Below are 15174 nucleotides of genomic sequence, written 5' to 3'. Positions count from 1 at the left end.
ATTGCTTATTGCCTTACAGGAACATTAGATAAGAAAAAATTATCGACATAAACCAGAGGTCTTTCCAGCAAGGAAATTATTTACGGCAAGGGGCTGGCGCAAATTCATTACCGTCGCCGGGAAAAGCACTGGCAGCGCAGGGCTTGTCGTTTTTGCCTTTAAGAACAAACGTCGCAAAACCAATCAGCCCGGCATGTCGTACATCACCGTAAGCAGAATGGGCGTTATATGAGTCTTCTAACGGGGAGAAAATAAATGCAGATTCAGTACTGTTATTCTTCCTGAACCCCTTAATAATTAAAGAGTCACCTGCTCTTACAATATACCCGGCATTCCTGATTGAGCCGGGCTTACCGTTCAGGACATCCAGTCCATCGACAGTAGCAATAACTTCATAATCTGTGTCATAACTATAATTGCGTACATACAGTTGATAAGGGGTATTTATTTTCGCCCGGAGTTGATACTGCCACTTACCAACCGAATGATTATATATTCGGGTAATGGGAAGCGAGTTAAAATTAACATCCCGTACCGCATACTCTAATTCGCCGGTACGAATACTATAGATGCTGTCGTAACCGGGTTCTGTTCGCGTAGTGTAATTGATGACTATGGTGTCTATCGGTTCTGGTTGAGCGCGCTCAGCGCTAACAGCGTTGACCGTCGAATGAATATCCTGCCCCCACGCGGTTCCCACTGCCGGTGAAGATGAACGTTGGTATTGCTGTGTACTGGAGCAGCCGCTTAATAACAAAAAAACGCCTGCGAGGATGCAACTGATTTTAGAGGTTGTTATAGCCCGTCCCTGGTGAATTGATTATCAACGAGGGAAGCTTACTTAACAAAAAATAAAGTGGAATCCGGGGTCACTCTTTCCAGGATTCTATCAATAAAAACCTGACCGATTTAAATGATTAAATCGGTCAGTTAAAGGTGAATTACTCGTCTTCGAGGTAGGTATACCCGTACAGCCCTGCTTCAAACTCTTCGAGGAACTGCTGTTGCAGCACATCGTCCAGATCGGTCTGTTTCACCTGATCTCGGAACTGAATCAGCAAGGTTTTCGGATCGAGTTGCACATATTGCAGCATATCCGCCACGGTATCGCCCTCATCCGACAGTTCCACTTCCACACTGCCATCAGGGAAGACAAATACGTCCACCGCTTCGGTATCGCCAAACAGGTTATGCATGTTGCCAAGAATTTCCTGGTACGCGCCAACCATAAAGAAGCCCAGCATCGGCGGGTTTTCCGGGTCGTACTCCGGCATCGGCATGGTGGTAGCAATACCATCGCCATCCACATAGTGATCGATGGCGCCATCGGAATCGCAGGTGATATCCAGCAACACCGCACGACGTTCCGGCGCGTGATTCAGACCTTCCAGCGGCAGTACCGGGAAAAGCTGATCGATACCCCAGGCATCCGGCATTGACTGGAACAGGGAGAAGTTGACGTAAATCTTATCCGCCATACGCTCCTGTAGTTCGTCAATAATCGGACGATGCGCGCGATTGCTCGGATCGAGCTGCTTCTGCACTTCATGGCACATGTTCAGATAAAGTTGCTCTGCCCAGGCACGTTCCTGAAGATTGAAGGTGCCGGAAGAGTAACCGATATGAATATCGTGCAAATCCATCTGGCTGTCGTGCAGCCATTCGCGCAGAGAGCGACGGTTGCCGGTTTCATGCATCTCCAGCCACGTTTCCCACATGCTTTGCAGCGGGCGGGCGGCATCTTCAGGCGGAGGTGTCGCGTCAGTATATTCGTTACGCTCTACGCCAATGATGTTTGATACCAGCACAGTATGGTGCGCCGTCACCGCACGGCCTGATTCAGTAATCACTGTCGGATGCGGCAGCCCATTCTCTTCACAGGCATCACCAATCGCCCAGATAATGTTATTGGCATATTCATTCAGACCATAGTTCACCGAGCAGTCTGACTGGGAACGCGTACCTTCATAATCCACGCCCAAACCACCGCCCACGTCGAAACACTGAATGTTGACACCCAGCTTGTGCAGTTCAACGTAAAAACGAGCGGATTCACGCACGCCAGTAGCGATATCGCGGATATTGGCCATCTGCGAGCCGAGATGGAAATGCAGCAGTTGTAGACTGTCCAGACGTCCGGCATCACGCAGAATATCCACCAGTTGCAGTACCTGTGTCGCCGCGAGGCCAAATTTGGATTTCTCACCGCCGGAGGATTGCCATTTACCGGATCCCTGCGACGCCAGACGCGCACGAACACCCAGGCGCGGCACCACATTCAGGCGCTCGGCTTCTTCCAGCACGATAGCGATTTCCGACATCTTTTCGATGACCAGATAGACCTTGTGGCCCATCTTCTCGCCGATAAGGGCCAGACGGATGTATTCACGGTCTTTATAGCCGTTACAAACGATCACCGAACGGGTCATGCCCGCGTGCGCCAGAACCGCCATCAGCTCGGCTTTCGAACCCGCTTCAAGACCCAGCGGCTCGCCGGAATGGATCAGCGACTCAATAACGCGACGATGCTGGTTTACTTTAATGGGGTAAACCAGGAAGTAGTCACCGTTATAACCATAGGATTCACGCGCGCGTTTAAAGGCGGCGTTGATGGAGCGCAGACGGTGTTGCAGGATCTGCGGGAAGCAGAACAGCGCAGGTAAACGCTGGCCTTGCGCCTCACGGGCTTTTACCAGTTGAGCGAGGTCAACACGGGCTTCCGGGACGTCAGGGTCCGGGCATACGCTGATATGGCCCAGTTCGTTGACGTCATAATAATTATTACCCCACCAGGCAATATTGTAAGTACGAAGCATCTTGCTGGCTTCCTGGGAGCTCATCGCAACCTCCTGCATGGAACGTAGTACACCGTGTTCGCCTGCTGACGAAGGCGAAAATGAAGACATGTCGTCAGACATAGCGAACCTCAACTCTTTGTATTAAGTGTAAAACAGTTAACTACTATCACAACGTTACGTTGCGATAACAACCCATAAACAGTCTGGCTATGCAGCATAAGATGCTGAAATACCGACTGTGCGACCGGTTTCTTGTTCATAACATTGTAAAACACGTGACCGAACGAAATATGACGGTTCGGCGAAACCACGAGAAAACTCCTGAATCAGCAGGAGAGCCCTTGTTCAGTCATCACAGTGCCATACCGGCCCGGGAGTCCTGAGAAGCGCCGAAATGGGTATAACATCGGCAGGTTTGCAGATTTGAAATGCAGGTTGTGGGGAATAAACGCGCGTCAGAACGACGCAACGGATTCTGCTGAAAGCAACGGTTCATTATCTCGTATCACCTCCACACACGTCTTACGACCTGCGACAAGCCAAAGCCATAAATTGCTTAACCCGGCTGGAAGTGGCAACACGAGGAGTCCCGTGCGCTTTTAATATGAGCCGCGCGCGGCATTTTATACCGATAACGGGGTAAAAATGCAAAATAAAAAATTACGTTCGCGCCATGCATAGGGAAATTTTCTGTAACCAATTCAGACAGAACGTGCGTGACCTCAAAAAACGCTGGCAATAGGGTTAAGAATTAACCTAGAATAGCCATCCAGATGTTAATCCATCTATACTGATTAACACTTAGACAGTCCGTGTCGCTACCTGCACGTCCTCGCGGAACAACCGTGAAGGCATCCTGACACAGTGTCTAAGCCAACCGTTTTATTCCAGGGTGAAAACACAATATGGCAAAACACCTTTTTACGTCCGAGTCCGTCTCAGAAGGGCATCCTGACAAAATTGCTGACCAAATCTCCGACGCCGTGCTTGATGCGATCCTCGAACAGGATCCGAAAGCACGTGTTGCCTGTGAAACCTATGTAAAAACCGGCATGGTGCTGGTCGGTGGTGAAATCACTACCAGCGCATGGGTCGATATCGAAGAGATCACCCGTAACACCGTTCGTGAAATTGGTTATATCCATTCTGATATGGGCTTTGATGCCAACTCTTGCGCCGTACTGAGCGCGATTGGTAAACAGTCTCCGGATATTAACCAGGGCGTTGACCGTGCAGATCCGCTGGAGCAGGGTGCAGGCGACCAGGGGCTGATGTTTGGTTATGCAACCAACGAAACCGACGTGCTGATGCCAGCGCCGATCACCTACGCACACCGTCTGGTTGAGCGTCAGGCCGAAGTGCGTAAAAACGGCACTCTGCCGTGGCTGCGTCCGGACGCGAAAAGCCAGGTCACTTTCCAGTATGACGACGGAAAAATCGTTGGCATTGACGCGGTAGTTCTCTCTACCCAGCACGCCGAAGATATCGACCAGAAATCGCTGCAGGAAGCGGTAATGGAAGAGATCATCAAACCGGTCCTGCCGACCACGTGGCTGAACGAATCCACCAAATTCTTTATCAACCCGACGGGCCGTTTCGTTATCGGTGGCCCGATGGGCGACTGCGGCCTGACCGGTCGTAAAATCATCGTTGATACCTACGGCGGCATGGCTCGTCATGGTGGTGGCGCGTTCTCTGGTAAGGATCCGTCTAAAGTTGACCGCTCCGCAGCCTACGCAGCCCGTTATGTGGCAAAAAACATCGTCGCGGCTGGTCTGGCTGACCGTTGTGAAATCCAGGTCTCCTACGCTATCGGCGTGGCGGAACCGACCTCCATCATGGTGGAAACGTTCGGTACAGAGAAAGTGCCTGCTGAGCAGTTGATCCTGTTGGTGCGCGAGTTCTTTGACCTGCGTCCTTATGGTCTGATTCAGATGCTGGACCTGCTGCATCCGATCTACAAGCAAACGGCTGCTTATGGTCACTTTGGTCGCGAAACCTTCCCGTGGGAAAAAACCGACAAAGCCGCTCAGCTGCGTGAAGCTGCCGGTCTGAAATAACAGCGCTACCGGGGAGATTTCCCGGATACGGCGTAAACGCTTTAGCGTTTTGTAACAGGCCAGCCTCGTGCTGGCCTTTTGTTTATCAGTGCACTGCCTCCTGCGCTTTTACAAAAACCGACTAAACTTTTAAAGCATTTTCAATATCTTAATGAGAACGATTACATCTGTGTTTTGCCGTTATTCACGCGGCTTATAACCCAACCTTTACCAGGCACAGATCCGCTGTTACATCCCCTTTCGGTTTAGTCTGAAACTCGCGTCACGCGCCCCCGCCGCTTTTTCTTATATCTATAATATTTATCAGTTTTATTTATCTGGCTGTTTTCGGGAAAATGTAACCGATTACACTTGCGTGACATTCATCACAAAAAAACAGCCCGGCATTGGCCTACGTTTACCATCGCAAAAACTGATATAACGATATGGAGGGCATCATGCCTGACAATAAAAAACAGGGACATTCAAACAAGGCGATGACCTTTTTTGTCTGCTTCCTTGCCGCACTGGCAGGACTTCTTTTTGGCCTGGATATTGGTGTTATCGCCGGGGCGCTGCCCTTTATCACCAATGATTTTAAAATTGACTCTCATGTACAGGAGTGGGTGGTCAGTTCAATGATGTTTGGTGCCGCAGTCGGTGCCGTAGGCAGCGGCTGGATGTCGTGGAAACTCGGGCGTAAGAAAAGCCTGATGATCGGCGCCATTCTCTTTGTTATTGGTTCTCTGTGCTCAGCTGTCGCCCCTAACGTCGAAGTCCTGATTATTTCCCGCGTTATTCTGGGTCTTGCTGTGGGGATAGCCTCTTATACCGCCCCGCTCTATCTGTCCGAAATAGCACCGGAAAAAATCCGTGGCAGTATGATTTCGATGTACCAGCTGATGATTACCATCGGTATCCTCGGAGCCTATCTGTCAGATACGGCATTCAGCTACAGTGGCGCGTGGCGCTGGATGCTCGGCGTGATTGTTATTCCGGCGATCCTGCTGCTTATCGGCGTCTTCTTCCTGCCGGATAGCCCGCGCTGGTATGCCGCCAAACGCCGTTTCCACGATGCTGAACGCGTACTGTTACGCCTGCGTGATACCAGCGCCGAAGCCAAAAACGAGCTGGATGAAATTCGTGAAAGTCTGCAGGTGAAACAGACCGGCTGGGCGCTGTTTAAAGAGAATAACAATTTCCGTCGCGCGGTCTTCCTTGGCGTGCTGTTGCAGGTGATGCAGCAGTTCACCGGGATGAACGTAATCATGTATTACGCACCGAAAATCTTCGAACTGGCAGGCTACAGTAATACCACCCAGCAAATGTGGGGGACGGTAATTGTCGGTCTGACCAACGTCCTGGCTACCTTTATCGCGATTGGTGTTGTTGACCGCTGGGGCCGCAAACCCACACTGGTGCTTGGTTTCCTGGTGATGGCCGTCGGGATGGGGGTTCTGGGGACCATGCTGCATCTGGGCATTCACTCACCGGGTGCGCAATACTTTGCTGTCGCCATGCTGCTGATGTTTATCGTCGGGTTTGCCATGAGTGCCGGTCCGGTCATCTGGGTACTGTGTTCAGAAATTCAGCCGCTGAAAGGGCGTGATTTCGGTATCACCTGCTCCACAGCAACCAACTGGATAGCGAACATGATTGTCGGTGCCACGTTCCTCACTATGCTGGACTCCCTTGGCAACGCCAACACCTTCTGGGTCTATGGTGGCCTCAACGTCCTGTTTATTATCCTGACGCTGTGGCTGGTTCCGGAAACAAAACATATTTCGCTGGAGCATATCGAGCGTAACCTGATGAAAGGCCGCCCGCTGCGCGAAATCGGTTCCCATAATTAAGTTGATGGCGTGCCTTTGTCCCACAGGCACGACCATTCACAGGTGATACTGCAGGCCAGCCCTCTTCTGAGTGCTGGCCTGTTCGCTTCCTGACAGAATAATCTGAATTTTTCCCTCCACCGCTGTTTTATGCATAAGGGTAAAGAGATCGAAGGCTCCGCGATTTCTGTTTCCTGCCGCCAACACGCTGTTTTTCATCTGCTAACACACGCCAGGAATGAAACGTCGGTTATTACGCCATGCATTTTTATTATTTTCATTTGAAACATGATAATGATAATTATTGTGTTAACATTCAGTTATCCTTTAGTAAAAAACTATGTATGTCACTGTAATGTAAGAAACATAACGGGCGTCTCTTCACGTCAGTATCTTTCTTGCACAGACATATCCCTAATAACCAGGAACACGCATGGATCACATTGTTTACGTTGTGGACGATGATAATTCCGTCAGGCAGGCGCTGGTTAGTCTGCTGCGCGCGGAGGATTATCGGGTGGCCGACTTCTCCTCAGCGCAAGCGTTTCTGTCTCACCCTTTTACTCCACAGCCAGGCTGTCTGATTCTGGATATGAATATGCCCGGTGCCAGCGGTTTCGACGTCACCGACGCCCTTTCCCGCCTCGGACATGTGATTCCGGTCATTTTCCTGACTGGTTTTGGCACCATTCCGCTGTCGGTCAAAGCGATGAAAGCAGGGGCGTATGAGTTTATGACCAAACCCGCCGTCCCAGGCTTACTGCTGCAGGCGGTGGCCGACGCCCTGAAACTGGCGGAGAAAACTCTCGACGAAACTCAAGAGATACAGGCATTGACCACCCGTTATGACTCACTAACGCCGCGCGAAAAAGAGGTGTTTCAATTGGCTATTGGTGGACTGCTCAATAAGCAGATCGCCACCGAAATGGGGGTCAGCGAAATTACTGCCAAAGTACATAAAAAGCGGGTGATGGAGAAAATGCAGGTCCGCTCCCTGACCGATCTGGTCAGGGCTGCAGACCGTCTGAATATTCAAAAAACCCTGGGACGATAGCGGCCTGGTTTACGCTTGCGCCGGGTGGGTCGGCAACGTAAAAGTAAAGATGCTGCCGCAGGGTTGGCGAGGCTCCGCCGTCAATTTACCGCCGTGCTTTTCAATAATGCCGTAGCTGATACTCAGCCCCATTCCCATGCCATGCTCCTTAGTGGTGTAGAAGGAGTCGAACAGACGCTTCTGTACCTCAGGCGTAAGACCTACGCCGGTATCGGCAATGGCCAGGCGAATTTTATCGGGTTGCGAATTTGCTGAACTTACAGTCAGCATCAGCGGGCGATCCTCTATTCCCGCCATTGCATCAATCGCATTGACGATCAGATTTAACAGCACCTGCTGTATTTGTACGCTGTCGCCAAAAATCGCGGCATTCTGCGCCTCCAGTTGGTAATGCAGCGCGATCTCCTGGCGTTCCAGCTCGCTGCGCGAGAGCGCCACAATATGATAGACAAGGTGATGCAGATTAATCTGCGTGCAGCCTGAGGTCTGGTTTCGCGTCAGCGCCTGCAGACCACGGATAATATTACCCGCACGCTCTCCTTCGCTGATGATCTCCTCCAGGCTTGCGCGTGCATTACTCAGCATCGCAGGCTCGCGGCTCAGCCAGCGCAGGCTGGCGCCCGCATTGGCGACAATCGACATCAGCGGCTGGTTAATCTCATGGGCGATAGAGGCCGTCAACTGACCAACGGTTGTCGCGCGGGAAACACGGGCGAGATCGGCCTGCGCCACGCGAACCGCATCCTCAGACTGGCGACGCGCCGTGATATCGGTGATAACGCCGAAATACTCCGCGACGTTAGCCTCATATTCCACCGGATTGCCCACACCCAGAATATAGCGGCATTCACCATCCGGGCGGAAAATACGAAACTCCGCCCGCATTGAGACGCTATTACGCACGCTATCGTTAACCAGAGCGTTGATACGCGGAAAATCCTCCGGATGCACCAGCGTCATAAAGTCGGCCATTGATAACGTCCGCTGATGGTCGGGCAGGCCAAGGATGCGCGCATACTCATCGGAAACAAACATCACATCCTGCTCCAGCTCCCAACGCCATGTTCCGGTATTGCTGATTTTCTCCCCGAGCATCAGCGAGGTCTGGCTGGCGCGTAGCTCTTTTTCCGCCCGGCGACGCTGTACGTTCTCTTCGACCCGCTCGGCATAAAGGCGTGCCGTCTCCAGCGAAACCGCCGCCTGCGCCGCCAGCATTCTGACGATACGTGAATGCCCGGCGGTGAAAATTTCCGGCATCACCCGATTTTCCAGATAGAGCACCCCCACCAGTTTTCCCTGCTTATGCATCGGTACACACATGATGCCCGCACCGGAAGTCACCAGATACGGATCCTGACTGAACGGGCCGAACAACTCAGACTTGCTGATACGAATCTCCTGCCCGGTACGCATCACCGCCGCCAGTACCGACAGGGGCATATCGGTAGCAGAGGGGCGCTCTCTGACAATCTGTACCTTCACCCCTTCAGAGGATGTCTCCGCCCACGCCTGGGTTTCGGGAATGGTATTATCAAGGATACGAATCAAAAGCCCACGCTGCGCCCCTGCCCGCTCCAGTAACATCGTCATCAACGTGTGGACAAGGCGGTCGAGGTCAATCTCTTCGGTCATGGCACGGACCGCCCGCAGGACACTTTCCAGATCGTGCATCATTTCGTTTTGCGCGAAAGTGATGGTGTCGTAAGGCGAGCGTTGTCCTGAGGAGGCCAGATGGGGGTACTGGCGTTCAAGCTGACGCAGTTTTGCCACCGCCCCCCAGCGCCGCCATGCGGAAAAGGCGTTTCTGAAATAGCCATCTGCAGCCACATGCCAGCCCATCGCTTTGGCAAAACCCCCGGCCAGTTCGCAAGCCAGGCCATTCACCGGATGACACTCAACCTCAGCAGAAAGGGCGATGGCGTTTTCGTACCGGGCGATGGCGACATCGTTCGCCTGCTCCAGCCTCGCCAGTTCCGCGTGCACCAGCGCGGCCTTATCGGCAAAGGTCGCCGGGTTATGATCCGCCCAGCGTGCGATAACGTCATAATGTGCAACAAGGATTTCCCGCTGCGCGGGCGTCACCGTTTCCGGTGTTAATCTCAGGCTCAGCGAGAGAGCGCTATAAAAGTGATAATCCAGCAGATGCAGATAGCCCGGCACCATATCGGCTACCGGGGCCGCCTTCTCCAGACAGCGGGAAGCATCGTCATACTCGCCTGCCATAAAATGGGCCATGCCCTGATAGAGCCAGAACCAGAAAATGGTCAGGGGTATCGGCTGTCTCTCGTGTTTGTTGGTTGAGTTGAGCAACGCCGCAGAATAGAGGTTATGACCACTTAACTTGCCCGATCCAGCGTTACGCAAATGATTAACGTACAGGCGCTGGATAAGCAGCATGACCTCAACATCCGGGAAACGTAGCTTGCGGATAAAACTCAGTCCGCCTTCAATGGTCGTCAACACCCCGTCGAGGTGGTCGCCACGAATCAGGAAATTCATCGTCTGATGGCGGATAATAAAACAGGCTGCGGTTAAATCGCCGTGCTCAACCGCCGCTGTAAAGCACGCTTTAGCGTGATCCACCGCAACGCCCAGCGGCTTCACCCAGGCGCTGCACAAATCCACCGCCAGAAAGGTACGCCCCATAAAGGGGTTTAGCGGCTGCTCCTTCACTAAATCGCGCCCCAGCAGCGTGTACATATACCCCTTTTCATACGCATGGTAGCGACAACCAGTCAAGACACCGTACCAGGCAATCGCCGTGGTAAACGCGCCATTTAAGCCATGCTCCAGGGTCATCAATATGATTCGGCAAAGTAACAGAAAATGCAGGCGTGGAGCGGTAAATGCGGCAAACATACTGGCGCTGAGCATCAGGTTGATGACGGCTTCTGCCTCGGGGTTTTCAATCCGCGCAAGCTGGCGAAAATGGCTCGCCGGATAATCCCCGATACGCGCTTCAATCATTTGCCAGGCATCATCGCACTCCGCATCTGTCGGCGCACGGCTCAGATGAATGCCGAACACCGCAAGCCAGGCCAGGGCGGTCTCGAGCGCAAGGCTCATATCCGACTGTCGCATTTGCACTTCCGCCATCATGCCTGCGGTAACCGCCTTTTGTTGCAGGCTACCCGGCGCACGCAGTAGCTGTTGACACAGCGTCAGCGCAGAGGGCAGATTACCCTGCAAAAACTCACACTCCGCCTCTTCAAAAGCGAGAGCGAAATCCTCATCAGGCGCGGTAATCAGGGCATCCTCTTTCAATAACCGCGCGGTACGCAGATAGCGCACCGCCGAGGCATAATCCCCCGTCAACCTGGCGCGCTGCGCAGCAAGACGGCAGATCGCACGATAATTATCGCGTTCGGGTGAAACGCGAACACAGTCGATGGATGAGCTTATGTGGTGGACCGCCAGAAACAGATTTTCATTGCTGTCGTTTTGAGACACCGCGTCGGTAAAGAACCGCGCGGCAGCAAAATTGAGATGACAGATATCATCAGCTTCGAGCAGTGCCTGCGCAGCCTTCTGCACCCGATCATGGGTAAAGGCATATTGATCACCGCTGCGGCTAATCAGCCGGGCGGCAACAGCAGGCAGCAGATGGTCATGTAGCAGCTCCGGCCCTGTCTCCTGCATTGCGCTAAGCAGTGCGGGATTACCGTTTCCCCCTACACAGGCCAGACAGCCCAGCAGTCTGCGCGTCATGGGTGGCATCTCTGCCAGTTGCAGCACCACCAGGCTTGCCACATTTTCCGTGTAGTTACGTGAACGGATCGCGTGTGAATCGTAGTGCAATTTGCCCTGCTGTTTGTGATGAGTAATCAGCCCGTCTTTGACGATGCGCTGAATAAACTCATGGGTAAAGAGGGGGTTACCACCGGTTTTTTCGTGGATCAGCGTTGCCAGTTCACCGAGGCAGGAGGCCCGCGCCTGCAACAGGTCCGCCAGCCATCGGGATACCGCTTTGACGCTCAACGGTTCAGGCCGCAGTTCAACGGTATAGCGGGCGCCGACGCGCAGAGTCGACAACTGCGCCTCTTCGCTGACATCCGCAAACACGCCGGTGTCAGCGCAGGAAACCACCAGCAGCAGCGGCAGCGACTCGCTGCTGCTGACAAGATGCTCCAGCAGATGCAGGCTTGCCTGATCTATCCAGTCAATATCATCAATCACAAGCACCAGCGGGCGGTCAGGAGTGGCAAACGCCTCAACAAGCCGATGCGCCATCAGGTTGAAACGCATTCGGCTATCCGCCGACTGGGTATTCACAACGGTCAACGGTGGGTTTTCAAGCAGTAAACCTAACTCCGGCACCAGATTGACCGCCAGCGCGGCATGGACGCCAAGCGCCCGTGTTAAACGCATTTTCCAGCGGGCCACCTCTTCCGCTCCCTGGCCGAGCAGCCAGAGCGTCAGCGAGCGAAACGCAGAAGCAATGACCGTATAAGGCAGAACCGGGGAATACTGGTCGGCCTTACTCACGGCGAGTAACGCCTGCCGCTGTTGCAACTTTCTGAGCGCCGAGGCAATGAGCGAAGATTTACCGCAGCCCGGCGGTCCACTGATGGTTACCAGGGCATGCGTGCCACTCTCCGCCACCCGGTCAAACACCGCCAGCAGTTGATGGTGCTGCGGGTGGTCGAGAAAAAGCGGGTCCGGCTGCAGACGCGCCGCAACCCGATCCTGCAAACCGGGAATAAACGGCGTAATTTCACCGTTTTTGGCCAGCGAAGCCTCGCAGCGGCGCAGGTCGGCAATCAATCCGTCAACCGTCTGGTAACGGTTATCCGGGGATTTCTCCAGCAGCCGCAAAATCATGTCCGAGAGCGTTGGGGGAACCGATGTACGTACCTGCCGGGGTGGCCTGGGGGCGGAGGCAATATGGTGATGGGCCCATTCAGCCTGCCCGCCATCGCTGAGATCGAAGGGCAACTCACCGGTCAGCAGTTCGTAGAGCACAATGCCAAGACTATAGAGATCGCTGCGGCTGTCGACCCTGTCCGGCGTACGGGAGGTGTGCTCCGGCGACATATACGCCAGCGTCCCGCCAGGCTCCGTCAGGCGAGACGGGTCGAAGGCATTCGTTCCTTCGCTGGCAAGGCCAAATCCCCCCAGGCGGTAAGCGCCGCCGGGGTCGATAAAAAAGTGGCCTGGTTTGATATCGCTGTGCATCAGCCCCTGCGCATGCATCTGGCGTAGCGGGGCACAGAGGCCAATAGCAACCGAAAGAAAATCGGCAATGCTACGCGCTCGCTGCCGGGGCAGTTGTGCAAGGGTGCGGAAAGGAAATGGCGCATAGACCAGTGCGTAATGGCCATGGTAACTGGTACTGCTGAACGGCTTTATCGCCCATACACCAGAGAGTCGTCTGCGCAGAGCAAATTCATTTTTTAAGCGTTGGGTGGTATGGAATGCGGCTTCATCACCCGTGACGGCCGCGCAGGCAAGAATAAAACTGCTGCCGGAATGTAGCGGCTGACACAGCGTCCAGGCGATACCTCCTTCCTGCGTCAGCGGAGTGAAAATAATGTCATCGGTTAAGGTGACAACCTCACCATCCATCATTTTACCGGCAGCAGAAAGTTTCTCGCTCATTAGCGCTCCTCACACAGAGAGTTCGCGGCGGATCTGTTCCAGCAGCGTTTCGATTTTAATGGGCTTACGCAGCAGCGTAACGCCCCCGAACTCAGGAGCATAACGCGACAGGTTTTCATCTTCATGTCCGGAGATAAAAATCACCGGCGGCGGAGCGCAACGCTGAGCCACCCGGCGATACAGGTCCAGGCCACTCATACCTTTTAGCTTGATATCAATAATAAGCAGAGATGCGTCAGACAGCGCGGATTCATTATGAAGAAATGCCTCCGCAGAGTCGAAGGCGTCAGAGTCGTACCCCTCCGACTGGAGCAGGTTGCTTAATCCACTACGGACGGAACGTTCATCATCAATGATGACAATGCGCGGTGACAGCCTCATGCCGTACTCCTCTGTCTGCCCTCAGGCTAAGGGGCGCTTTTGTCGTCAGGAGGTGGCGTGCCGCTAATTTTGGGCACACATTCATGACGAAACCACGCCATTGTCACCGGCTCGCGGCGCAGAAGCCGACGGGCAAGCGGAATCAGTTGTTCGCCAATCAGCATACCAAAAAGGCCCAGCAGGGCGATGATGGGTGGTGCGGGTGAGTGCACCTGCATTGCGCCATAGATAACGCCCACTAACAGGCCCGTCGCCAGGGAAATTAGATACGATTTCAACATAGTTAACCCGCCCCTGTCTGACGGCCTGAAGAAAGGATCGCGTTGTCCGCCATTTGCGCTGCGGCCTGCGGCTGACTTATGGCGGCCTGGGGTTGATGGTGCGAGCGCAGCGCGGAGATCGCCTGCTCGCCCGCCAGCATGCCGAGCAGTCCCACCAGAGCTATCGCTGGCGGGGCCGGGGAACGGACGTTTAACAAGGCATAGACCAGCCCAATAAACACACCTGCGCCGAGGGAAATGAGCGCTGTACTCATGGTCATTCTCCCCTTATCGGGTTCAGAATCGGGCGACGCTGACGCGCCGCCCCTGCAAATTATTTATTGGCCGGAACCGGAGCTAAAGTGCGGTGCGCCCCTTTGGCACGTGCCGGTGCTTTGTGCACCATGGTATAGGCGTAATCAACGCCCATCCCGTAGGCGCCGGAGTGCTCCTTCACGATATCCATCACCGCGTTGTAGGTCTCTTTGTGCGCCCAGTCGCGCTGCCACTCCAGCAAAACCTGCTGCCAGGTCACCGGGATCACCCCCGCCTGAATCATGCGCTGCATCGCGTAATCATGCGCTTCTTTCGAAGTACCGCCGGAAGCATCAGCCACCATATAGATTTCATATCCCCCTTCCAGCATGGCGCACAGGGCGAACGTGTTGTTGCACACTTCCGTCCACAAGCCGGATACCACCACTTTTTTCTGACCATTTTTCGCCAGCGCATCACGCACTTTCTGGTCATCCCAGGAGTTCATGGAGGTGCGCTCAAGAAGGTCATGCTCGGGGAATACGTCCAGCAGTTCAGGGAAGGTATTTCCGGAGAAGCTTTCCGTCTCAACGGTGGTGATAGTGGTCGGAATGTTGAAAACTTTTGCCGCTTTCGCCAGGCCCACGACATTGTTTTTCAGCACCTGGCGGTCAATAGACTGCACGCCAAACGCCATCTGCGGCTGCTGATCGATAAAAATAATCTGGCAATTCTGGGGAGTCAGTACTTCAAGCTTAGAGTTGGTCATAAGAATACCCGTTGTCGTTAAGTAGCAGTTTCCCGTGAAAGGGGAGCGGAGATTTTTCTGACAGTGACCGGGTATTCTCGCGCTGCCTGAACAGGCGAAATGCGTTTCGTCCCGGACGCTGCTGTCGGGACGGATAGTAAGAGTTGTCAGAAATGAGAACTATTATCTCTGTGTATAACTATACGTTC

At 53.7% G+C, this 15174-nt stretch carries 13 protein-coding genes; 3 read left to right on the top strand and 10 right to left on the bottom strand.

The features are described from left to right. Positions 1-76: 76 nt before the first annotated feature. From AAIG39_RS08170 to AAIG39_RS25685, 4 genes are all read right to left on the bottom strand, one after another. On the bottom strand, positions 77-799 hold the full coding sequence (locus AAIG39_RS08170) for a hypothetical protein (RefSeq protein WP_090083441.1): 723 nt from the start codon (positions 797-799) through the stop codon (positions 77-79). Between the two features lie 142 nt (positions 800-941). Continuing rightward, positions 942-2918 carry a biosynthetic arginine decarboxylase gene (gene speA / locus AAIG39_RS08165; RefSeq protein ID WP_090083440.1) on the bottom strand — a complete coding sequence of 659 codons (1977 nt, stop codon included), beginning with the start codon at positions 2916-2918 and terminating at the stop codon, positions 942-944. Positions 2919-2926: 8 nt separating this feature from the next. Then, positions 2927-3016 carry an acid stress response protein YqgB gene (gene yqgB / locus AAIG39_RS08160; RefSeq protein ID WP_271849771.1) on the bottom strand — a complete coding sequence of 30 codons (90 nt, stop codon included), beginning with the start codon at positions 3014-3016 and terminating at the stop codon, positions 2927-2929. A 134-nt stretch (positions 3017-3150) separates the two neighbouring features. After that, complete coding sequence (locus AAIG39_RS25685) at positions 3151-3294, bottom strand: hypothetical protein (RefSeq protein WP_425503285.1); 144 nt, start codon at positions 3292-3294, stop codon at positions 3151-3153. 409 nt (positions 3295-3703) lie between these two features. Between AAIG39_RS25685 and metK the strand changes: the two genes are divergently transcribed. Together metK and AAIG39_RS08145 are read left to right on the top strand one after the other, a co-directional pair. Next, positions 3704-4858 (top strand): methionine adenosyltransferase, encoded by a 1155-nt coding sequence (metK, locus tag AAIG39_RS08150; RefSeq protein ID WP_343193591.1) that lies wholly within the window; start codon positions 3704-3706, stop codon positions 4856-4858. A 437-nt stretch (positions 4859-5295) separates the two neighbouring features. Next, a complete protein-coding gene (locus AAIG39_RS08145) occupies positions 5296-6690 on the top strand; it encodes a sugar porter family MFS transporter (protein WP_090083437.1) in 1395 nt (464 codons plus the stop codon). Positions 6691-6726: 36 nt separating this feature from the next. On the opposite strand, the gene AAIG39_RS08140 is transcribed toward AAIG39_RS08145, so the two are convergent. Further along, positions 6727-6888, bottom strand: a complete 162-nt coding sequence (locus AAIG39_RS08140) for a hypothetical protein (RefSeq protein WP_249572223.1) — start codon at positions 6886-6888, stop codon at positions 6727-6729. Positions 6889-7102: 214 nt separating this feature from the next. On the opposite strand from AAIG39_RS08140, the gene AAIG39_RS08135 reads away from it, so the two are divergent. Then, positions 7103-7723 carry a response regulator transcription factor gene (locus AAIG39_RS08135; protein ID WP_090083435.1) on the top strand — a complete coding sequence of 207 codons (621 nt, stop codon included), beginning with the start codon at positions 7103-7105 and terminating at the stop codon, positions 7721-7723. Between the two features lie 9 nt (positions 7724-7732). On the opposite strand, the gene AAIG39_RS08130 is transcribed toward AAIG39_RS08135, so the two are convergent. The 5 genes from AAIG39_RS08130 to AAIG39_RS08110 are packed head-to-tail and all read right to left on the bottom strand — an operon-like array spanning position 7733 to position 14986. Beyond that, a complete protein-coding gene (locus tag AAIG39_RS08130; RefSeq protein WP_343193590.1) occupies positions 7733-13321 on the bottom strand; it encodes an ATP-binding sensor histidine kinase in 5589 nt (1862 codons plus the stop codon). Between the two features lie 9 nt (positions 13322-13330). Next, positions 13331-13702, bottom strand: coding sequence for a response regulator (locus AAIG39_RS08125; protein WP_090083432.1), 372 nt, complete (start codon positions 13700-13702; stop codon positions 13331-13333). 26 nt (positions 13703-13728) lie between these two features. After that, complete coding sequence (locus tag AAIG39_RS08120; RefSeq protein ID WP_090083429.1) at positions 13729-13983, bottom strand: XapX domain-containing protein; 255 nt, start codon at positions 13981-13983, stop codon at positions 13729-13731. 2 nt (positions 13984-13985) lie between these two features. Beyond that, positions 13986-14237, bottom strand: coding sequence for a DUF1427 family protein (locus AAIG39_RS08115; protein WP_249572225.1), 252 nt, complete (start codon positions 14235-14237; stop codon positions 13986-13988). Positions 14238-14296: 59 nt separating this feature from the next. Then, entirely contained in the window at positions 14297-14986 is a 690-nt protein-coding gene (locus AAIG39_RS08110; RefSeq protein ID WP_090083426.1) for a hydrolase, read from the bottom strand. Between the last annotated feature and the right edge of the window lie 188 nt (positions 14987-15174).

Source organism: Phytobacter palmae, assembly GCF_039409775.1.
GTDB lineage: Bacteria > Pseudomonadota > Gammaproteobacteria > Enterobacterales > Enterobacteriaceae > Phytobacter > Phytobacter palmae.
The sequence above is the reverse complement of the archived record's forward strand: the minus strand, read 5'-3'. Positions and strand labels throughout refer to the sequence as shown.

Coding starts and splice junctions, on each gene's coding strand:
- yqgB (WP_271849771.1), bottom strand. CDS start 3,016: ATGCTGCATAGCCAGACTGTTTATGGGTTGTTATCGCAACGTAACGTT.
- speA (WP_090083440.1), bottom strand. CDS start 2,918: ATGTCTGACGACATGTCTTCATTTTCGCCTTCGTCAGCAGGCGAACAC.
- AAIG39_RS08130 (WP_343193590.1), bottom strand. CDS start 13,321: ATGAGCGAGAAACTTTCTGCTGCCGGTAAAATGATGGATGGTGAGGTT.
- AAIG39_RS08145 (WP_090083437.1), top strand. CDS start 5,296: ATGCCTGACAATAAAAAACAGGGACATTCAAACAAGGCGATGACCTTT.
- metK (WP_343193591.1), top strand. CDS start 3,704: ATGGCAAAACACCTTTTTACGTCCGAGTCCGTCTCAGAAGGGCATCCT.
- AAIG39_RS25685 (WP_425503285.1), bottom strand. CDS start 3,294: ATGAACCGTTGCTTTCAGCAGAATCCGTTGCGTCGTTCTGACGCGCGT.
- AAIG39_RS08110 (WP_090083426.1), bottom strand. CDS start 14,986: ATGACCAACTCTAAGCTTGAAGTACTGACTCCCCAGAATTGCCAGATT.
- AAIG39_RS08135 (WP_090083435.1), top strand. CDS start 7,103: ATGGATCACATTGTTTACGTTGTGGACGATGATAATTCCGTCAGGCAG.
- AAIG39_RS08140 (WP_249572223.1), bottom strand. CDS start 6,888: ATGAAAAACAGCGTGTTGGCGGCAGGAAACAGAAATCGCGGAGCCTTC.
- AAIG39_RS08115 (WP_249572225.1), bottom strand. CDS start 14,237: ATGAGTACAGCGCTCATTTCCCTCGGCGCAGGTGTGTTTATTGGGCTG.
- AAIG39_RS08120 (WP_090083429.1), bottom strand. CDS start 13,983: ATGTTGAAATCGTATCTAATTTCCCTGGCGACGGGCCTGTTAGTGGGC.
- AAIG39_RS08125 (WP_090083432.1), bottom strand. CDS start 13,702: ATGAGGCTGTCACCGCGCATTGTCATCATTGATGATGAACGTTCCGTC.